Origin of the sequence: Rugamonas rubra, assembly GCF_900114705.1 — a bacterium.
In the GTDB taxonomy this organism is placed as follows: domain Bacteria; phylum Pseudomonadota; class Gammaproteobacteria; order Burkholderiales; family Burkholderiaceae_D; genus Rugamonas; species Rugamonas rubra.
Genome location: NZ_FOTW01000006.1, coordinates 308,801 through 329,201, shown reverse-complemented (window position 1 = coordinate 329,201; position 20,401 = coordinate 308,801). Strand labels below are relative to the sequence as shown.

Annotated in this window: 17 protein-coding genes; 9 read left to right on the top strand and 8 right to left on the bottom strand. The window is 67.2% G+C overall.

Annotated features, from left to right (window positions below; all coding sequences use genetic code 11):
- Positions 1-69 precede the first annotated feature (69 nt).
- Complete coding sequence (locus BM252_RS05950) at positions 70-1,599, bottom strand: POT-type proton-dependent oligopeptide transporter (protein ID WP_093384954.1); 1,530 nt, start codon at positions 1,597-1,599, stop codon at positions 70-72.
- Between the two features lie 344 nt (positions 1,600-1,943).
- Between BM252_RS05950 and BM252_RS05945 the strand changes: the two genes are divergently transcribed.
- Together BM252_RS05945 and BM252_RS05940 are read left to right on the top strand one after the other, a co-directional pair.
- Positions 1,944-3,575: an alpha-amylase family glycosyl hydrolase gene (locus BM252_RS05945; RefSeq protein ID WP_093385179.1), complete on the top strand. Its 1,632-nt coding sequence runs from the start codon at positions 1,944-1,946 to the stop codon at positions 3,573-3,575.
- Between the two features lie 257 nt (positions 3,576-3,832).
- A complete protein-coding gene (locus tag BM252_RS05940; RefSeq protein WP_093384951.1) occupies positions 3,833-5,710 on the top strand; it encodes a glucokinase in 1,878 nt (625 codons plus the stop codon).
- Positions 5,711-5,763: 53 nt separating this feature from the next.
- Here BM252_RS05940 and BM252_RS05935 read toward each other — a convergent pair whose 3' ends face one another.
- Positions 5,764-6,291, bottom strand: a complete 528-nt coding sequence (locus tag BM252_RS05935) for a GNAT family N-acetyltransferase (RefSeq protein ID WP_174900430.1) — start codon at positions 6,289-6,291, stop codon at positions 5,764-5,766.
- Positions 6,292-6,446: 155 nt separating this feature from the next.
- Here BM252_RS05935 and BM252_RS05930 point away from each other — a divergent pair, with 155 nt between their 5' ends.
- Complete coding sequence (locus tag BM252_RS05930) at positions 6,447-6,962, top strand: PadR family transcriptional regulator (protein ID WP_093384945.1); 516 nt, start codon at positions 6,447-6,449, stop codon at positions 6,960-6,962.
- 32 nt (positions 6,963-6,994) lie between these two features.
- Positions 6,995-8,236 (top strand): MFS transporter, encoded by a 1,242-nt coding sequence (locus BM252_RS05925; protein WP_093384942.1) that lies wholly within the window; start codon positions 6,995-6,997, stop codon positions 8,234-8,236.
- A gap of 254 nt (positions 8,237-8,490) precedes the next feature.
- Here BM252_RS05925 and BM252_RS05920 read toward each other — a convergent pair whose 3' ends face one another.
- Both BM252_RS05920 and BM252_RS05915 read right to left on the bottom strand, forming a co-directional pair.
- Complete coding sequence (locus BM252_RS05920; RefSeq protein WP_245774106.1) at positions 8,491-9,021, bottom strand: hypothetical protein; 531 nt, start codon at positions 9,019-9,021, stop codon at positions 8,491-8,493.
- Between the two features lie 171 nt (positions 9,022-9,192).
- Positions 9,193-10,005 (bottom strand): class I SAM-dependent methyltransferase, encoded by an 813-nt coding sequence (locus BM252_RS05915; RefSeq protein ID WP_093384939.1) that lies wholly within the window; start codon positions 10,003-10,005, stop codon positions 9,193-9,195.
- 225 nt (positions 10,006-10,230) lie between these two features.
- Between BM252_RS05915 and BM252_RS05910 the strand changes: the two genes are divergently transcribed.
- From BM252_RS05910 to BM252_RS05890, 5 genes are all read left to right on the top strand, one after another.
- Positions 10,231-11,238, top strand: coding sequence for a 2-dehydro-3-deoxygalactonokinase (locus tag BM252_RS05910; RefSeq protein ID WP_093384936.1), 1,008 nt, complete (start codon positions 10,231-10,233; stop codon positions 11,236-11,238).
- A gap of 3 nt (positions 11,239-11,241) precedes the next feature.
- Positions 11,242-11,880 (top strand): 2-dehydro-3-deoxy-6-phosphogalactonate aldolase, encoded by a 639-nt coding sequence (locus BM252_RS05905; RefSeq protein WP_093384933.1) that lies wholly within the window; start codon positions 11,242-11,244, stop codon positions 11,878-11,880.
- 81 nt (positions 11,881-11,961) lie between these two features.
- Positions 11,962-13,671, top strand: a complete 1,710-nt coding sequence (locus tag BM252_RS05900; protein WP_093385174.1) for an IlvD/Edd family dehydratase — start codon at positions 11,962-11,964, stop codon at positions 13,669-13,671.
- Positions 13,672-13,771: 100 nt separating this feature from the next.
- The gene (locus tag BM252_RS05895) at positions 13,772-14,692 is read left to right on the top strand and encodes an SMP-30/gluconolactonase/LRE family protein (protein ID WP_093384930.1); all 921 of its coding nucleotides are present in this window, start codon (positions 13,772-13,774) and stop codon (positions 14,690-14,692) included.
- Entirely contained in the window at positions 14,689-15,636 is a 948-nt protein-coding gene (locus BM252_RS05890; protein ID WP_093384927.1) for a LysR substrate-binding domain-containing protein, read from the top strand. The genes BM252_RS05895 and BM252_RS05890 overlap by 4 nt, the downstream gene beginning before the upstream one ends.
- Positions 15,637-15,872: 236 nt before the next feature.
- On the opposite strand, the gene groL is transcribed toward BM252_RS05890, so the two are convergent.
- The 4 genes from groL to BM252_RS05870 form a co-directional block, all read right to left on the bottom strand.
- Positions 15,873-17,519, bottom strand: a complete 1,647-nt coding sequence (gene groL, locus BM252_RS05885) for a chaperonin GroEL (protein WP_093384923.1) — start codon at positions 17,517-17,519, stop codon at positions 15,873-15,875.
- A gap of 52 nt (positions 17,520-17,571) precedes the next feature.
- Positions 17,572-17,862 carry a co-chaperone GroES gene (groES, locus tag BM252_RS05880; RefSeq protein WP_008451606.1) on the bottom strand — a complete coding sequence of 97 codons (291 nt, stop codon included), beginning with the start codon at positions 17,860-17,862 and terminating at the stop codon, positions 17,572-17,574.
- Positions 17,863-18,042: 180 nt separating this feature from the next.
- Complete coding sequence (locus BM252_RS05875; RefSeq protein WP_245774105.1) at positions 18,043-19,596, bottom strand: sensor histidine kinase; 1,554 nt, start codon at positions 19,594-19,596, stop codon at positions 18,043-18,045.
- Entirely contained in the window at positions 19,593-20,273 is a 681-nt protein-coding gene (locus BM252_RS05870; RefSeq protein ID WP_093384920.1) for a response regulator transcription factor, read from the bottom strand. Before BM252_RS05870 ends, BM252_RS05875 begins: the two co-directional genes overlap by 4 nt.
- Between the last annotated feature and the right edge of the window lie 128 nt (positions 20,274-20,401).

Here is a 20,401-nt window from a genome sequence, read left to right as displayed (position 1 = left end):
CCCTGCGGTTCGGCCCTGGCGTGCCGCGCCCCCGCGCCGGCGCCTGCCGGCGCCGGCGCGGGGTCGGCCTCAGGCGGCCTTGGCGCTGCGGTAGTTGTCGACCATGCGGTAGCTCTTGGCGTACCAGCCGAAGAAAGCGGCGGCGACCATCGCGAACGCCGCGAAGAAGAACATCTGGAAGGAGATCACGCTCATGCCGGTCGAGGCGATGTAGGCGTTGACGGCGTCGTTCTTGACGCTGGCGTTGGCGATCAGCACCCACAGGCTGCCGATGGTCGTGCCCAGATACCACAGGCTCATGATGGTGCCCTTCATCGACGCGGGCGCCTGGCTGTAGGCGAATTCCAGGCCGGAGGCCGACACCAGCACCTCGCCGAAGGTCAGCAGGGCGTAGGGCAGGATCTGCCAGGCGATCGACATGCTGGTGCCGCCGTCCATGTACACCTGGATGCCGCCGATGACGATCCAGGCCAGCGAGCTGAAGGCGATGCCAACCGTCATGCGGCGCAGCGAGCTCGGCTCCCAGCCCAGGCGGCGCAGCAGCGGGAACAACACCAGGTTGTTGAACGGGATCAGCAGCATCACCAGCGCCGGGTTCAGCGCCTGCATCTGCGCCGGCAGGAACCAGTCGGGCTTGTTCATGTCGTTGGCCTGGATGATCCAGGTCGAGGCCTTCTGGTCGAACAGCGACCAGAACGGCGTGGCCAGCGCGAACACGATCAGGATGCGCAGCACGGCGCGCACGCCCTCGACCGCCTCGTCCGGGTGGGCGCCACGGGCGCGCTCCAGTTGCAGCGCGGTGCCCATGCCGCCGAAGGCCAGCAACAACACCACGGCGGTGCAGGCGGCGATGACGAAGCCCCATTGCGGCGTCATGGCCAGCGAGCCGATGGCGCCGAGCACGCCCACGCCGGCCATCACCAGGCCGGGGTTGCCCTGGCCGTCGCGCTTGGCCAGCAGCGCGGTGCGCGCCACGTTCATCACCGAGTCGGGATTCGGCGGCGCCGGTGGCACGTGGACGTATTTCTTGTTGCCGAGCCAGAACACCATCGTCGCGATGAACATCAGGATGCCGGGAATGCCGAAGGCGACGCCGGGGCCGTAGTCGCGCAGGAAGATCGGCATCAACAGCGAGGCGAAGAAGGAGCCGAAGTTGATCATCCAATAGAAGGTGTCGAACACCACCTTGGCCTTGTTCTTGTTGCTCTGGTCGAACTGGTCGCCGACGAAGGAGACCACCAGCGGCTTGATGCCGCCCGAGCCGAAGGCGATCAGGAACAGGCCGAAGTAGAAGCCCTTCAGGTTGTCCTCGAAGATCGCCAGGCAGGCGTGGCCGGCCACGTAGATCAAACTCATCCAGAAGATGGTGTTGTACTTGCCGAAGAAGCGGTCGGCCAGCCAGCCGCCCAGCAGCGGGAAGAAATACACGCCGATGACGAAGGTGTGGAAGATGTGCTTGGCCTCGCTCGGACGGTCGCCCAGCGGGATGAACAGCAGCAAGGTGCTGATCAGGAAGGGCGTCAGGATGTTGCGCATGCCGTAGAAGCTGAAGCGTTCGCAGCCCTCGTTGGCGATGATGTATGGAATTTGTTTGGGCATCGGTCCGTTGCCCGTTTGTAATGTGTCCAGTGACATTGTGTGTCCCCTTATTTTTAACTGTTCGGGATGCTAAGTGGAACGGCAGGGCTTGGCAAGCAGGGAACGTTGATGAAAGTTGGGGCGGCAAAGCCATGTTGTTCAATATTTGTGTAGTTTGACTACTATCTTATTCGGTGTTGATTCCTTTAATTATTGATATCATATTGATTTTAAAGGGTATTTGCTTGTATTGCTAAGGCGCTGTGCTGATTGAAAAATTCATTTTCATGATGTATATTATCTACAAACTCAATATAGGCGAAATGCCCGCCGGCGCCACCTCCCCCCAGGATAACGATATGACGATGCCAACACCCCAGCCCTCCGCCCAGTCCACCTGGTATCGCGACGCGATCATCTACCAGGTATATCCGCGCAGCTTCCTCGACACCAACGGCGACGGCATCGGCGACCTGCCCGGCATCACCGCCAAGCTGGACTACATCGCCTCGCTGGGCGTGGACATCGTTTGGATCTCGCCCTACTTCAAGTCGCCGATGAAGGACTTCGGCTACGACGTGTCGGACTATTGCGACGTCGATCCGATGTTCGGCACCCTGGCCGACTTCGACCAGCTGGTCGCCCGCGCCCACGGCCTGGGCCTGAAGATCATGATCGACCAGGTGATGTCGCACACCGCTGACGAGCACGCCTGGTTCAAGGAAAGCCGCGCCAGCCGCGACAATCCCAAGGCCGACTGGTACGTCTGGGCCGATCCCCTGCCGGACGGCAATCCGCCGAACAACTGGATGTCGGTGTTCGGCGGCTCGTCGTGGCAATGGGACAGCCGGCGCCGCCAATACTATATGCACAACTTCCTGGTCAGCCAGCCGGACATGAACTTCCACAACCCCGAGGTGCAGCAGGCCCATCTGGACTGCCTGCGCTTCTGGCTGGAACGCGGCGTCGACGGCGTGCGCCTGGACGCCTGCAACTTCCACTTCCACGACACCGAGCTGCGCAGCAATCCGCCGGCCGTCAACCGCGACACCGCCACCGTGTCCGACGTCAATCCCTACGGCATGCAGGCCCACGTCTACGACAAGAGCCGGCCGGAAAACCTGGCCTTCCTGAAAAAGCTGCGCAGCCTGCTCAACGAGTACGGCGCCGTGGCCATCGGTGAAGTGGGCGCCGACGATTCGCTGGCCGTCATGGCCGAGTACACCGCCGACGGCGACAAGCTGCACCTGGCCTACAGCTTCAACCTGCTGGTGCCGCAATGCTCGGCCCAGTACATCCGCACCCAGGTCGAGCAGTTCGAGGCGCGCGTCAAGGGCGGCTGGGCCTCCTGGTCGGTCGGCAACCACGACGTGCAGCGCGTCGCCAGCCGCTGGGGCGGCGCCGAGGCGCCGGTCGCCTTCGCCAAGATGATCCTGGCGATGCAGCTGTCGCTGAAGGGCACGCCCTGCCTGTACCAGGGCGACGAGCTGGCCTTCGGCGAGGCCGACGTGCCCTTCGAGCTGCTGCAAGACCCGTACGGCATCACCTTCTGGCCCGAGTTCAAGGGCCGCGACGGCTGCCGCACGCCGATCGCCTGGGACGACCAGGCGCCGGCCGGCGGCTTCACCAGCGGCAAGCCGTGGCTGCCGGTGGCCGCGCCGCACCTGGCCAAGGCCGCCTCGCTGCAGGAGAAGGACCCGGAGTCGGCGCTGGCCTTCGCTCGCAAGATCATCGCCTGGCGCCGCCAGCTGCCGCAGTTGACGCGCGGCGAGATCGTCTTCTTCGACGCGCCCGAGCCGCTGCTGGCCCTGCGCCGCGACTTGGCCGGCGAGCGCAGCATCGTCGCCGTGTTCAACCTGGGCGGCGCGGCGCACAGCATGGCGCTGCCGCAGGCGGCCGGCGCCGAGAAGATGGCCGGCTACGGGCTGCCGGGCGAGCTGGTCGACGGCGTGCTGCAACTGACGGCCTTCGGCGCGTGGTTCGGCCTGCTCAAATAAGCGCATCTTCATAGGGTGATATGCGACGCTTTGTTCGGGAACGTCTTGGGCGGGGCGATCAACGGGCGGATGTCAGGGTCAGACCCTAGGGTCTGACCCTATGCTAGTTGCGCCGACATCTTGGACGTAGCGCCGCGATCACTGTTTGCAGGCAGTTCCTTCTTAACATCGCGTATTTCGGTTATCCTTGCCGCCTCTCGGGGCGTTAAAGTATTCTCAACAAAACCCGTTGCCCATCTGTTTTGACTGAATCGACGATGAAACAAGCTGAAGTGGACCAAAAACTCAACCGCACCGCCTTTGCCGACGGGCCGCGACTGCTGGCCGATATTGGCGCCACCCACGCCCGCTTCGCGCTGCAAACGGCGCCGGGCGAGTTCCGCGCCGTGCGCGTGCTCAAATGCGACGATTTCACCGGCATCGTGCCGCTATTGCGCTCCTATCTGGCCGACCACGCCGACATCACCCTGAACCACGCCGCCCTCGCGGTGGCCAACCCGGTGAGCGGCGACCAGGTGCGCATGACCAACCGCGACTGGGAATTTTCCACCGACGAGGTGCGCCGCGCCCTCGGCCTGCACACCCTGCTGGTGGTCAACGACTTCACCGCGCTGGCGATGTCGCTGCCGGGCCTCAAGCCGGCCGACCTGATGCAGGTGGGCGGCGGCGCGCCGGCCAGCAACTCCGTCATCGGCGTACTGGGGCCGGGCACCGGCCTGGGCGTGTCCGGCGTGATCCCCACGGTCGACGGCTTCGTCACCCTGGGCAGCGAGGGCGGCCACACCAACTTCGCGCCGGCCGACGAGCGTGAATACTCGATCCTGCAATACGCCTGGCAAACCTGGTCGCACGTGTCCACCGAGCGCTTGATTTCCGGCCCCGGCATGGAAATCATCTACCGCGCCATCGCCAAGCGCAACGGCCGCCAGGTGCGCGACCTGAGCTCGCAGGAGATCATGTCCGGCGCGCTGAGCGACAAGGACCCGCTGTGCCTGGAAGTGTTGGAATGCTTCTGCGCCATGCTGGGCGGCGCCAGCGCCAACCTGGCCGTGACCCTGGGTGCCTTCGGCGGCGTGTTCATCGGCGGCGGCATCGTGCCGCGCATGGGCGAATGGTTCGCATCGTCGCCGTTCCGCTCGCGCTTCGAGGCAAAGGGGCGCTTCACCAGCTATCTGTCGGAGATCCCGACCTACGTCATCACCACGCCCAACCCGGCCTTCTACGGCGTGGCGACCATTTTGTCCGAACACCTGCGCGGCCGCAGCGGCGCCAACACGCTGATGGAGCGCGTGCAGCATCTGCAGCACGAGCTGACGCCGGCCGAGCAGCGCGTCGCCAGCCTGGTGCTGGAGCAGCCGCGCCTGGTGCTCAACGAGCCGATCGCCGACATCGCCCGCATGGCCGAGGTGAGCCAGCCGACCGTGATCCGCTTCTGCCGCTCGCTCGGTTTCCTCGGCCTGGCCGACTTCAAGCTGAAGTTCGCCAGCAGCCTGACCGGCGCGATTCCGGTGCGCCACAGCCAGGTGCGCATCAGCGACTCCACCCACGACCTGAGCGCCAAGGTGATCGACAACACCGTCTCGGCGATTTTGAAATTCCGCGACCAGTTGGACGTGCGCTCGCTGGACCGCGCCATCGCCCTGATCGCCAAGTCGAAGCGGGTCGAGTTCTACGCCATGGGCAATTCGCGCGTGGTGGCGCTGGACGGCCAGCACAAGTTCTTCCGTTTCCGCATCCCCACCTCGGTGTACGGCGACTCGCATTTGTTCACGCTGGCGGCCGAGCTGTTGACGGCGGGCGACGTGGTGATCGCCATCTCCAACTCCGGCAAGCTGCCCGAGTTGCTGCAGGCGGTCGACGCGGCGCGCGCGGCCGGCGCCGACGTCATCGCCATCACCAGCAGCAACTCGCCGCTGGCCAAGAAGGCCACCGTTTGCCTGGCGGTCGACCACAGCGAGGACAGCACCACCTTCTTGTCGATGATCTCGCGCATCCTGCAACTGCTGCTGATCGACATTTTGTCGGTCGGCATTTCGCTCGACGCGCAGAACTCCGAGCTGGTGCTGGAGCGCAAGGCCAGCAAGGGTGTCGAGGCGGAAAGCCGGCGCCTGTTGATCTCCCACCTCGACAGCTAGGCGAGGCAGCCGCAACGGGCCGCAACGTCGTTGCGGCGCTTTGCTTGCCGCGCCTATTTTGCGGCAGCCTCTACAGCCTCCGCAGGCCTCAGTAACAGCTGCATCTGCTCGTCCCGCTGGGCATCCAGCGTTCCCGCCACCAATGTGAAACCCAGTTTGCGGTACAAGGCGCGGGCCGCCGCATTGTCCACGTTCACCATCAAGGTCACCCGGCGCAGTTCCGGCAGCGTGCGCGCGTAGTCCAGCGCCGCGCCGATCAGCCCGCGCGCCAAGCCGGCGCCGCGCGCCTGCGGCGCCACATACACGCCCCAGATGTTGGCGCGCTCGTGCACCACGGCGATCGGTTCGCGCTTCAAGCCCGCCATGCCCACCAAAGTGTCGCCATCCCAGGCGCCGAACATGCGCTGGTGCGGCGTGTGGATCAGCCGTTGTTGCAGGCGGATCAGGGGCAGGGCGGCCTCCTCGGCGTAACTGGTGCGGAAGGTTTCCGGCTTCTCCAGCATGCCGCGCAGGCGCAGCGCGCGGAAGGCGTCGACGTCGTCGATGGACAGTGGGCGGAATAGCGGGGCGGTCGGTCTCATGTGGGAAAGTGTACAACATGCAAGCCACTTCCTTGCATTATGGAACTTTCTCGGACACATTTCTCAGACACATACGTGTTACAAAAAAACTTCTTGAACTCAGCAAAAAACAGTTTAAGATATATCTTATTGCGATATATCTTAAGGAGTTCACCATGTTCCGTTTTCTTCACGCAGCCCACCGTTTCCACCACATGCATGGTCGTCACCACGGCGGCGGCGGCCGTGGCCCGAAGATGTTCGACGCCGGCGCCATGCGCTACATCGTGTTGCAGCTGATCAGCGAAAAGCCGCGCCACGGCTATGAAATCATCAAGGAGCTCGAGCAGCGCGCCGGCGGCAGCTACACCCCCAGCCCGGGCGCGATCTACCCGCTGCTGTCGATGCTGCTCGACATGGGCCACGTCTCGGCCACGCCGGACGGTAACAAGAAGCTGCACACCATCACGCCCGAGGGCGCGGCCTTCCTGGCCGAGAACCGCCAGTTCGTCGACGCCATCATGGCGCGCATGAACGAGCCGGCCGGCGGCCACGGCGACGTGCGTGGCAGCATGCACGCGTTGAAAGTGGCGGTGATCCAGCAAGTGCGCGAGAACAACCCGGACGAGGCCAAGCTGGCCCTGATCCAGGCCATCCTGCGCCGCGCCACCGCCGAGATCGAGCAGTTGTAGGCGCTCACTCACCAACCTCTACCAATAACAATATGACCACTGTCCCCTTGTCCCCGGCGCGCGAGCGCATCCTGCTGTGGCTGCTCGCGCTGACCCAGTTCACCGTCGTCATGGACTTCATGGTGATGATGCCGCTGGCGCCGCAGCTGATGCGCGCCTTCAACATCGAAGCCAGCACCGTGTCCGGCGCCGTCTCCGTCTACGCCTGGTGCGCCGGCCTGTCCGGCCTGCTGGCGGCCACCTACATCGACCGCTTCTCGCGCAAGCGCCTGCTGCTGACGATGTTCTTCCTGTTCAACCTGTCCAACCTCGCCTGCGCGCTGGCGCCCACCTTCCACCTGCTGGTGTGGTCGCGCGCCTTCGCCGGCCTGACCGGCGGCGTGCTGGCCTCGATCGTCATGGCCATCATCGGCGACCTGATCCCGCCGCAGCGGCGCGGCGCCGCCACCGGCATCGTGATGACCTCGTTCAGCATGGCCGCCGTGGCCGGCGTGCCGGTCGGCGTGGTGCTGGCGGCCAAGTTCGGCTGGCAGTCGCCGTTTTATCTGCTGGTGGTGTTCTCGCTCATCATTTGGGCGCTGGCCGCCCGCGTGCTGCCCAAGCTGGACGGCCACCTGAGCAAGCGCGTGCCCCTGTCCGAGGTGGTGCCGAATTTGATCGGCCTGTTCCGCGTGCCGCGCCACCTGAGCGCCTTCCTGCTGTCGGGTGTCAACATGCTGACCGGCATGCTGGTTATCCCCTTCATTTCGCCGGTGCTGGTCAACAACCTCGGCGTGCAGCCGGCCGAGATCACCTACGTCTACCTGGCCGGCGGCTGCGCCACCTTGTTCAGTTCGCGGCTGATCGGCCGCTGGGCCGACCGTGTCGGCAAGCACCAGGTGTACCGCTACATGGCCCTGTTCTCGATACTGCCGATGCTGTTCATGACGCACATGCCGCAGATGCCCCTGCTGGCGATCATCTTGTTCTTCCCCTTCTTCATGACCTCGGTCGCCGGCCGCAACATTCCCTTGCAGGCGCTGATGACGACGATTCCCGATCCGGCCAAGCGCGGCGCCTTCCTCAGCGCCAACTCCGCGCTGCAACAGCTGGGCAGCGGCGTCGGCGCCCTGATCGGCGGCATGAGCCTGCACAGCGACAGCAGCGGCCACATCATCGGCTACGGCAGCAACGGCTACCTCGCCGCCGGCCTGACCTTGTTCACGGTATGGTGGGTCGGCCGCGTCAACGGCGCAGCGGCCGCGCCGGCCCCAGCCGCGCGCGCAGCCACCTGATATCAACACCCTGCGGGGGGCAGCAGCCGGCGGGGTCAGCCGGCGGGGTCAGCCGGCGGGGTCAGTGCCGACATTTGGACACGGCCTCAGCCGCTGTGTTGAAACCCCGGCGTTTGCGACGGCTGCAAGGCTCAGCTCGTGTCCGAATGTCGGCACTGACCCCGGCGTTCCCGGCGTTCCGGCATTTGATGTGACGGCGGCGCCGCGACGAAGGTCGGGGCGCCGCTTTTTTGCGTCCGCTTGGACGGCGTTGCCTAGTGGTTCTTGCGCCAGCGGGCCAGGCTGATCAGCTCGTCGTTGACGACGTCCTCGACCAGGATCTCGTCGTCGCTGTCGGAGACGAGGAAGCTGTCGCGCCGCAGCGCGGCCTCGGCGCTGTTCTCGACGAAGCTGAACTGGTAGTAGCGCTTGCCCTTCACGGTGCGCTGCGCCGTGTCGTACTCGATGATGGCGCCGTGGACCTTGCCGCCGGATTCCCTGTCCAGCTGGGCCGACCAGGCGCGCAACTCGGGCAATGCCATCAGCGCGGCGGCGGCCTGTTCTTTGCTGCGACGCTTGCCTGGCGCAGCGGCCTCGCCGCTGGTGTCGGCCGGCCGGGCCGTCGTCGGCGCGGGCTGCGGCGCGGCCGTTGGCTGCGCCGCGCTGTTCGCCTCAAGCGGCGCGGGCAGGGCGGTAACGGGCTTCAGGTAGGAAAGGGCGCCACCCAGGGCGACCACCAGCACGGCTGCCAGCGCCATGGCGGTCTTGTCGGCGGCGGAGTGTTTGTTCGAGCGGCGTTGCGCCATGACAGCTGCCTTGCAGTGGAATAGTAAGAGTCGGCCATACTAAACCAAAGAAATCCCCCGAGCAACAGTTAGCTCCGGGCGCCGCTGCGTCGGGCGCCGCTGCGTCGGGCGCCGCCGCGTCGAAGGGCGCCGCGCCGGGCACCGCGCGCGCCGCCCGGCGCGGCGCAGCGTTCAAGCGCCAGGTTTCTGCAGCAGGCAGGAGATGTTGTGCGCCAGCAGCCCCGGGCCGACGCCGAGCCGGCGCGCCACCCACAGCAGCGGCTTGAGCTTGGCCGCCGGCGCGCCCATGCTGAGCCGGGAGCGGGCGAAGAAGTTGTCGGGATCGGCGGTGTCGAGGTTGGCGTAGCCGGGGCCGAAGCCGTGCACCGCCCGCCAGGGCCACATGCCGCGCTGCGGCGGCTTGCCCCACAGCCGGTCGAGCCAGCGCGGCAGGTAGTTGACCAGCCACAGGCCGGAATGGGCCTCCTGCGGCCACAGGCGGTTGCTGGTGCCGGTCAGCAGGATCATGCCGCCGGGCGCCAGCACCCGGTCCAGTTCGCGCTGCACGGCGGCGATCTGCCCCGGCGCGACGTATTCGAGCACGCTGTTGCAGGCGATCAGCTGGAACTGGCCGTCGGCGAAGGGCAGCTGGCGCGAGTCGGGCACGTGGCGGAAGTCGATGTTGTCGATGCCGTAGCGTTCGGCGTTGAGCCGCGCCAGGCTGACCCACTCCGCCGAGATGTCGGTGGCGCTGACGTGCGCACCCAGGTGCGAGAACAAGATCGCCGAGGCGCCGACGTTGCAGCCGAACTCCAGCACCGGCACGCCCTCCAGTTGCAAGGGCATGGCGTCGAGCACCAGCCGCAGGTGGTCCCACTCGTAGTCGACGTAGCCGCCCACCCACGGGTCGCGCGGTTTCAGGCCCAGCTTGTGCGCCTGTGCGTCGAAGGCCTGTTGTTTCTGCTGTGAATTGACGATGGGGCGGTGCGGGCTGACGGTGTCCATGACGGCTCCTCGACGGGGTTGGAACGGGCGGTTGGCCTTTCACTATAGGGGCGCCGGCTGCAACACCGCTTGCGCCGGCGCAAGCGGCATGGCTCTGCTGCGGCAGAGTGATTCGAATTGGTTATCACTTTTCATATTTAATTCATTGGAATGTTATTCCTGGTTTTCATACACTCCTTGCCAGGGTTCCAGCAGTTTCGTCCAGTACGTCTTCCGACCACCTTCATGAATCACACACTACTTGGTATAGATTGGGGCACGAGCAACCGCCGCGCCTACCTGATCGACCGGCAGGGCAACTGCCTGGCGCGCCACGAGGACAAGCAAGGCATGTTGGCCGTGCGCGGCCGCTTCGGCGAGTCGTTGGCCGGGCTGCTCACCGCGCTGGACATCGGCGCCGACGTGCCGCTGCTGTTGTCCGGCATGGTCGGCAGCGCCGCCGGCTGGCAGGAGGTGGCCTACGCCGACTGCGCGCTGCCGCTGGAACGCTTGCCCGCCCATCTGGCGCCGCTGGCCGATCCGGCCTGGGCCGGTCGCGGCCACATCGTGCCCGGCTACTGCTACCGCGCCGACGCCGGGGCCGATGCCATGGCCGATTCCGCCGTCGACGTCATGCGCGGCGAGGAGACCCAGCTGCTCGGCGCGGTCGCCCTCGGCCGCCGCGACGGCTGGCTGGTGCTGCCCGGCACCCACAGCAAATGGGTGCTGCTGCGCGACGGCGCCGTCGCCAGCATCGCCACCTACATGACCGGCGAGCTGTACGCGATGCTGGCCGCCGGCGGCACGCTGGCCGCGCTGATGGACGGCGACAGCGCCGAGCCGCACGCCTTCGCCGCCGGGCTGCGCCAGGCCGGCCTGGGCGAGCCGCTGTCCAATTCCCTGTTCCGCGTGCGCGCCCGCGTTGTCGCCGGCGCCATGCCGCAGGCGCAGGCGGCCGGCTTCGTCAGCGGCCTGCTGATCGGCGCCGAGTTCGCCGCCGCCGCGAGCGCCGCCGCCGGATTCGGCGCCAGCTCGGCCGCCGCCACAGGCTCCGCGTCCTCCAAGACCGCCGCACCCGGCGTGATATCCGCCACCGCGCGGCACCCGGCCCGCGCCCGCATCGACGTCATCGGCTCGCCGGCGCTGGCCGAGCGCTACGCCGTCGCCGCCGCCCACTTCGGCCTGGAATGCGCGGTGCTCGACCCGCACCAGGTCTACTGCGCCGCGCTGTCCCGATTCCTCAACCAGGCCTAGACCATGACACCCACTCTCCCCGAACTTCCCCTGGTCGCCATCCTGCGCGGACTGGCGCCGGCCGAGGCGCTGGCGATCGCCGACGTGCTCTATCAGGCCGGCATGCGCGCGCTCGAAGTGCCGCTGAACCGGCCCGGCGCGCTGGAATGCATCACCCTGCTGGCCGCCAGCGCGCCGGCCGACACGCTGATCGGCGGCGGCACCATGCTCAGCGTGGCCGACGTCGAGGCGGTGCACCGGGCCGGCGGCCGCCTGCTGGTCGCGCCCAACTGCAATCCGGCGGTGATCCGCCGCGCCGCCGCGTTGGAGATGTACTGCGCGCCCGGCGTGGCGACGCCGACCGAGGCTTTCGCCGCGCTCGACGCCGGCGCCCACGCGCTCAAGTTGTTTCCGGCCGATATGCTCGGCCACGCCGGCCTGAAGGCCTTCAAGAGCGTGTTGCCGGCCTCGGTGCCGCTGTGGCCGGTCGGCGGCATCACGCCCGACAACATGGCCGGTTGGGTCGGCGCCGGCGCCAGCGGCTTCGGCATCGGCGGCCAGCTCTACACCCCGGGCGCCGGCCTGGACGCCTTGGCGCAACGCGCCACCGCCTACGTCGCGGCTTGGCGCCGGACCCAGGCGGCCTCGCCGCTTACCCAATAAGGATACCCAGAGATGAGCAAGCACGAAGAGAACAACGGCGGCAACAACGGCAACCACGGCGACACCCCCGACGGCAAGAAGATGCGCCGCTCGCAGCACTGGTTCGGCGGCAGCAGCAAGGACGCCTTTATCCACCGCTCGTGGATGAAGAACCAGGGCCTGCCCGACGACAGCTTCGACGGGCGCCCGGTGATCGGCATCTGCAACACCTGGTCCGAGCTGACCCCCTGCAACGCCCACTTCCGCCAGTTGGCCGAGAAGGTCAAGCAGGGCGTGCTGCAGGCCGGCGGCCTGCCGCTGGAGTTCCCGGCGATGTCGCTGGGCGAGACGAATATGCGGCCGACCGCCATGTTGTTCCGCAACCTGGCGGCGATGGAGGTCGAGGAGTCGATCCGCGCCCATCCGCTGGACGGCGTGATCCTGCTGGTCGGCTGCGACAAGACCACGCCGGCGCTGCTGATGGGCGCCGCCAGCGTCGACCTGCCGACCTTGGTGCTGTCGGGCGGGCCGATGCTCAACGGCCGTTATCGCGGCGAGACCATCGGCTCCGGCACCCACGTCTGGAAGTTCTCCGAGGCGGTGCGCGGCGGCCAGATGAGCCAGGGCGAGTTCATGAAGGCCGAGAGCTGCATGTCGCGCAGCGCCGGCCACTGCATGACCATGGGCACCGCCTCGACCATGGCCAGCATGGTCGAGGCGCTCGGCATCGCGCTGCCGGAGAACGCGGCCATTCCCGCCGTCGATTCGCGCCGCCACGCGCTGGCCTTGATGGCCGGCCGCCGCATCGTCGAGATGGTCGAGGCCGACCTGCGCCCGTCGGCCATCCTGACCCGCGCCGCCTTCGAGAACGCCATCCGCGCCAACGCCGCCATCGGCGGCTCCACCAACGCCGTGCTGCATCTGCTGGCCATCGCCGGCCGCGTCGGCGTCGATCTCAGCCTGGACGACTGGGACCGCCTGGGCCGCGAGGTGCCGACCATTTTGAACCTGATGCCGTCGGGCGAGTTCCTGATGGAGGACTTCTACTACGCCGGCGGCCTGCCGGTGATCCTGCGCCGCCTGGCCGAGGCCGGCCTGCTGCACAAAGACGCCTTGACCGTCACCGGGCAGACCGCGTGGGAGAACAACCGCGACGCCGAGTGCTTCAACGACGCCGTGATCCGCCCGCTGGCCAAGCCCTTGCTGGCCAGCGGCGGCATCGCCGTCCTGCGCGGCAACCTGGCGCCGCTGGGCGCCGTCATCAAGCCGTCGGCGGCGACGCCGGCGCTGCTGCAGCACACCGGCCGCGCAGTGGTGTTCGAGGACATCGAGCACTACAAGGCGCGCATCGACGACCCGCTGCTCGACATCGACGCCGACTGCATCATGGTGTTGAAGAACTGCGGGCCGAAGGGCTACCCCGGCATGGCCGAGGTGGGCAACATGGGCTTGCCGGCCAAGCTGCTGGCGGCCGGCGTGACCGACATGGTGCGCCTGTCCGACGCGCGCATGAGCGGCACCGCCTACGGCTCGGTGATCCTGCACGTGGCGCCCGAGTCGATGGCCGGCGGCCTGCTGGCGCTGGTGCACGACGGCGACATGATCGAGGTCGACGTGGCCGGCCGCCGGCTCGAGCTGCTGGTGACCGAGGACGAGATCGCGCGCCGCCGCGCCGCCTGGGTGGCGCCGGTCGCGCCCAAGTCCGGCTACGCCAAGCTGTACTTCGACCACGTGCTGCAGGCCGACCGGGGCGTCGACCTCGACTTCCTGGTCGGCTGCCGTGGCGACGCCGTGCCGCGCGAATCGCACTAGGCGTGGCGGCGGCCGGCGGCCGCCAAGCGTGCTAGCTGGCGGCCCGGTATGGCCGTATGATGACGGCTCGGGAATGCAATGTCGATACGGGGAGGACTGGATGGTTGAGCTGGAAGCGGAATGCATCTGGGCGCTGGGCGCCGAACTGGGCGAGGCGCCGCTGTGGCTGGCCGAGCAGAACCGGCTGTACCTGGTCGACCTGAAGGGCCGCCGCCTGCACGCGCTCGACCTAGACCCCGACCCCGCCGCCGCCGGCAGCGCCGGCGCGCGGCACAGCTGGACCCTGCCCGAGTACCTGTGCTGGCTGATCCCGCGGCGCGACGGCGACGGCTTCATGGCCGGCCTGCGCGACGGCATCGCCCACCTGTGGCTGGAGCCGGAGCTGCGCCTCGAGTACGTTGCGCGGCCCTTCGACGCCGCCGCCGGCGTGCGCCTGAACGACGCCAAGGCCGACGCCTCCGGCCACATCTGGGCCGGCTCGATGCACAACGGCGACTACCACCGCACCGACGGCCAGTTGATCCGCCTCGACCACGACTTCAGCTGGCAGGTGCAGGCCGGCGGCTACCACATCTGCAACGGCCCCGCCTTCAACCGCGAGGGCACCACCCTGTACCACACCGACAGCTACCTGGGCCGCGTGTACGCCTACCCGATCGACGTCCGGGGCGACCTGGGCGAGCCGACGCTGTGGCGCCAGTTCGACCAGGCGGCCGAGGGCGGCCCGGACGGCATGACCGTCGACAGCGAGGGTTGCCTGTGGATCGCCCAGTGGGGCGGCGCCCGCGTGTGCCGCTACAGCGAGGGCGGCGAGCTGCTGGCGACGGTGCGTCTGCCGGTGCGCAACCCGGCCTCCTGCACCCTGGGCGGCGCCGATTTGAAAACGCTGTACATCACCACCGCGCGCGAGGGCAACAGCGTCGAGCAGCTGGCCGCCGCGCCGCTGTCCGGCGGCCTGTTCGCCGTGCGGGTCGAGGTGGCCGGCGTGCCGGTGGCGCGCTTCGGCGCCTCGGCGCCATGAGCCAGGCACCGCCACGGCGCACGCCGCACACCCGCCTGAAGACGCGCCAACTGTTGTTGCTGGTCGCGCTGGACGAGCAGCGCAACATCCACCGCGCCGCCGAGGACATGGCGATGACCCAGCCGGCCGCCTCCAAGCAGCTCAAGGAGCTCGAGGAGCTGCTCGACGTGCAGCTGTTCGAGCGCACCACGCGCGGCGTCGAACCGACCATCTTCGGCGAGGCGATGATACGCCACGCCCGCATGGCGCTGGCCAACCTGAACAACGCCCACGACGACATCGCCGCGCTGAAGGCCGGCCTGGTCGGCCAGGTCAACGTCGGCGCCATCATGACGCCCAGCGTCAGCCTGCTGCCCGCCGCCGTGCTCAGCGTCAAGCGGCACTCGCCGCTGCTGCGCATCGGCATCCAGGTCGACATGAGCAACAGCCTGATCGAGCAGCTGCAGGCCGGCGCGCTCGACTTCATGATCGGCCGCCTGCTCGAACGCCAGGACAAGGCCCAGTTCCACTACGAGGAGCTGGCCAGTGAGCCGCTGTGCGTGGTGGCGCGGGTCGGCCACCCGCTGCTCGGCGAGCCCAGGCTGGACCTGGCGCGCATCGCCGGCTACGGCTGGGTGCTGTCGCCGCCGGGCAGCGTGCTGCGCCACAAATTCGACATGATGTTCCGCCGCGTCGGCATCGAGCCGCCGGCCAACGTCATCGACACCAGCGAGCTGGCCGTCATCAGCGAGCTGCTGCGCCAGTCCGACCTGCTGCACGCCTTCCCGCGCGAGCTGGCGCACAACTACGCGCGGCTCAAGCTGTTCGCCATCGTGCCGGTCGAGCTGCCCTGCCAGATGGACGCCTTCGGCATCATCACGCGGCAGAACCAGCTGCTCTCGCCCGGCGCCCGCATGCTGCTCGACGCCGTGCGCAGCGTCGCCGCCGACACCTACCCGCGCTGATGCAAGCGAACCCCGCGAAAACAGTGTGGCGATGTGCCGGCAGCCCGATTCGGGGTCAGACCCCATGCGGGGTCTGACCCCCCATTGGCGCCGCGTGCGGTCCGCCGAAATGGTGGTGCGGGGTGGCGCCGGCCGGCGTAAACAAAAAAAGGGCCAGCTCCGCGAGGAACTGGCCCTTTTTAGTTTGGCTGGCCGGCGCGCGCCGCCGTAGCGGCGCGCGCCCGACCGGCCGGCAATTACATCATGCCGTCCATGCCGCCCATGCCGCCCATACCACCCATGCCGCCCATGCCGCCGGCTGCTTTGTCTTCTGCGACTTCAGCAACCATGCAATCGGTGGTCAGCATCAGGCCGGCGATCGACGCTGCGTTTTGCAGTGCCGAACGGGTGACCTTGGCTGGATCCAGCACGCCCATTTCGACCATGTCGCCGTAGGTGCCGTTGGCGGCGTTGTAACCGTAGTTACCTTTGCCGGCCAGGACAGCCGCGACCACGACCGACGATTCTTCGCCGGCGTTTTGCACGATCATGCGCAGTGGCTCTTCCATGGCGCGCAGAACGATCTTGATACCTGCGTCCTGGTCCGGGTTGTCGCCTTTGACGGTGATGTTGGCACGTGCGCGCAGCAGGGCAACGCCGCCGCCAGGAACAATGCCTTCTTCCACGGCAGCGCGGGTGGCGTGCAGTGCATCTTCAACGCGGGCTTTTTTCTCTTTCATTTCGACTTCGGTGGCAGCGCCAACCTTGATCACGGCAACGCCGCCGGCCAGCTTGGCCACGCGCTCTTGCAGTTTTTCACGGTCGTAGTCCGAGGTCGCTTCTTCGATCTGCACGCGCACTTGCTTGACGCGGGCTTCGATGTTGGCAGCTTGGCCGGCGCCGTCGATGACGATGGTGTTTTCTTTGCCGACTTCGATACGCTTGGCCTGGCCCAGTTCTTCCAGGGTGATTTTTTCCAGGGTCATGCCGACTTCTTCAGCAACAACCTGGCCGCCGGTCAGGACAGCGATGTCTTCCAGCATGGCTTTGCGACGGTCGCCGAAGCCTGGAGCCTTGACGGCGCAGGTTTTCAGGATGCCACGGATGTTGTTGACCACCAGGGTCGCCAGCGCTTCGCCTTCGATGTCTTCTGCGATGATCAGCAGTGGACGGCCGGCTTTAGCGACTTGTTCCAGTACCGGCAGCAGGTCGCGGATGTTGGAGATTTTCTTGTCGCACAGCAGGACGAATGGATTGTCCAGGATCGCGACTTGCTTCTCTTGGTTGTTGATGAAGTAAGGCGACAGGTAGCCGCGGTCGAACTGCATACCTTCAACGATGTCCAGCTCGTCGTTCAGCGACTTGCCGTCTTCCACGGTGATGACGCCTTCTTTGCCGACTTTTTCCATCGCCTCAGCGATGCGCTCGCCGATCGAGTAGTCCGAGTTGGCCGAGATGGCGCCGACTTGGGCGATTTCTTTGGTGGTGGTGCAAGGACGGGCGATCTTGGCCAGCTCTTCGACGGTGGCAGCGACTGCCTTGTCGATGCCGCGCTTCAGGTCCATTGGGTTCATGCCGGCGGCAACGAACTTCATGCCTTCGCGCACGATCGCCTGGGCCAGAACGGTGGCGGTGGTGGTGCCGTCGCCGGCGTTGTCGCTGGTGCGGGAAGCAACTTCCTTGACCATTTGCGCGCCCATGTTCTGCAGCTTGTCTTTCAGTTCGATCTCTTTAGCGACCGATACGCCGTCCTTGGTGACGGTAGGGGCGCCAAACGAGCGCTCCAGCACCACGTTGCGGCCCTTAGGACCCAGGGTGACTTTAACCGCGTTGGCCAGGATGTTGACGCCTTCAACCATTTTGGCGCGCGCTGCGTCGCCGAAAATTACTTCTTTAGCTGCCATGTTGTTTCTCCAGAATTTTGTGGAATAGGGGATTGCTACGTCTGAGTAAAAATTACTTGACGACGATCGCCATGATGTCTTCTTCGCGCATGACCATCAGTTCCTGGCCGTCGACTTTGACGGTCTGGCCGGCGTATTTGCCGAACAGGACGCGGTCGCCTACTTTGACATCCAGCGGACGGACTTTGCCGTCTTCCAGAATCTTGCCATTGCCTACGGCGAGCACTTCGCCTTGGTCCGGTTTTTCAGCGGCTGCATCAGGGATGATCAGGCCGGACGCGGTTTTGGTTTCCTGGTCGAGACGTTTGACGATGACGCGATCGTTCAAAGGGCGAAGGTTCATACAAAACTCCTTTAGTTCAATGGTTGTAGTGCGTGTGAGTCCGGAGCCGGCGTGTGCCTGGCCCCGTCCCCAGTAGGGTTGCCACATCAACAATGTTGACACAGCCATCAAGAGTTGTTAGCACTCTCTACTAACGAGTGCCAATTATAGGGACGGTATGGGGCTATTTCAAGACATACATCAACATATTTGATCGTTGCCGCCGGCCGCAGGCAAGCTCAGGCGGAAGCAAACGACGCCGCCGCCGTCCGCCGCCGCCGCGCCGGCCTCGGCCAGGACCAGCGCGCCGCCGTGGGCGCGGGCGATGTCGCGCGCCAGCGACAGGCCCAGGCCGACCCCGGCGATGCGCCGGTTGTGGGCGTGGTCGGCCCGGTAGAAGCGGTCGAACAGGCGTTCGCGGTGCTCGGCGGCAATGCCGGCCGAGGCGTTGGCGACGTCGATGTGCCAGCAAGCGCCGTCCAGCCGCGCCGCCAGGCCGATCCAGCCGCCGGCCAGGCCATATTTGACGGCGTTGCTGACCAGGTTGTGCAAGACCTGGCCGAGCAGCTCGGCGTCGCCGCCCACTTGTATTCTTTTTGGCAAGTCCAGGCGGACCTCGCGCGCGGCGTCGAGCAGGCCGACGTCCTCGGCCAGGTCGTCGAGCAGGGGGCGCAGGTCGAGCCGCGCCAGCGGGATCTGCAACTGGCCGGCGTCGGCCCGCGCCAGCAGCAACAGCTTGCGCACGATGCTGTCGAGCCGGCGCACCTCGTCGAGCATATTGGCCAGGCCCTGCTCCAGTTGCGGCTGCTCGGCGGCGGCGGCGAAGGCGCGCTCCAGCTCGCCCTGCAGGATGGTCAGCGGCGTCCTCAGCTCGTGGGCGGCGTCGCCGGAGAAGCGGGCCGCCTGCAGGAAGCCGCGCTCGAGCCGGTCGAGCATGGCGTTGAACACCGTCACCAGCTGGGCGAACTCGAGGTCCTCGTCGGCGGCCGAGACGCGCTGGTCCAGCTCGCTGGCCTTGAGCTTCAGCATCACCCCGGTCAAATGTTGCACCGGACGCATGGCGCGGCCGGCCAGATACCAGGCCAGCGCGCCGATCAGCGCGGCCAGCACGGCGATGGCGGCGCCGAAGCGGCCCAGGCTGGCGCGCACCTGGGCGTCCGACAGGCTGCGGTTGACCCCGAGCCACACCGTCACCGGGCCGCGCGTGGCGCGGCCGAGGCGCCAGCTCTGGCCGCCCTGCTCGACGGTGCCCAGCGCTCCGCCCGGCTGCCCGGCCGCCGGTTCGGGCGCCTGCCCGGCGGGAGGCGGGGCGGCGTCGGCCAGGCCGGCCGGCCAGCCGGCGCTGCGGTAGACGAGGCCCTGTTGGGCGTGTTCGACGCGCAGGATGGCGTAGGCGGCGCTCGCCCCGTCCGGCACGAAGCCGCTGAAGCTGGCGTTGAGCTGGGCGTCGGTGGCCGGCCACAGCGCGGCCGGCGTGGCGTGCAGGCCGGGTCCGGCCAGGTGGGCCGACAGCATGCGGTCGATGATGTTGGCGCGCCGCGTGACGATGGTCAAGCTGGCGGCGGCGTACAGCAGCAGGATGGCGGCCAGCGCGGTGGCGGTGGAGCTGAGGGCGATGCGCAGGCGGAACGAGCGTAGCCGCAGCGCCGGCCGCCGGCCGCCGGGGCGCCGCAGGGCCGCCCAGCGGCCCGGCCGCGCCGGCGGCGGCGTGGCGGCGGCGTGGCCGCTCGCGGCGTCGCCGTCTTGCCGGCTCACGCCGTGCCGTCCGGCTTGCGCAGCCGGTAGCCGACGCCGCGCACCGCCTCGATGGCGGCGCAGTCGGGCAGCTCCAGCTTCTTGCGCAGGCGCTGCACGCAGACGTCGACCATATTGGTCTGCGGCTCGAAGTCATAGCCCCAGACGTGTTCGAGGATCTGCGTGCGGGTGTAGACCCGGCCGGGCGAGCGCATCAGGTATTCCATCAGGTTGAACTCGCGGCTGGTCAGCTCGACGGCGCGGCCGTCGACCTCGGCCACCCGGCTCAGCCGGTCCAGCCGCAGCGGGCCGACTGTCAGCATGTTCTGCCGCTCGCCGCTGACCCGGCGCAGCAGCGCGTGGATGCGCGCCACCAGCTCCTCGACGAAGAAGGGCTTGGCCAGGTAGTCGTCGGCGCCCAGGTTCAGGCCGGCCAGGCGGTCGTCGAGCTCGTTGCGGGCGGTCAGCAGGATGATGGGCATGTCGCGCCCGGCGCCGCGCAGCGCCTTCAGGATGGACAGGCCGTCGCGGCCCGGCACCATCACGTCGAGCAGCACCACGTCGTAGTCGCGGCTCATCGCGTAGTCGTGGGCGAGATTGCCATCTTCACAATGGTCGACGAGGAAGCCGTGCTCGCGCAGGCCGGCGCAGACGAAGGCGGCGATGCGCTGTTCGTCTTCCAGGAGGAGGGCTTTCATACGGTAGAGGCTTTCATTCCGGCATTGTCCCGGCTGGCCCGGCCGCCGTCAATCCGGCCGCTTGATTACAACGCTGTAATCGTTTTGTTGGTCCGGCTGTCATTCTGTGTTGATTTAATGCAAGTGTG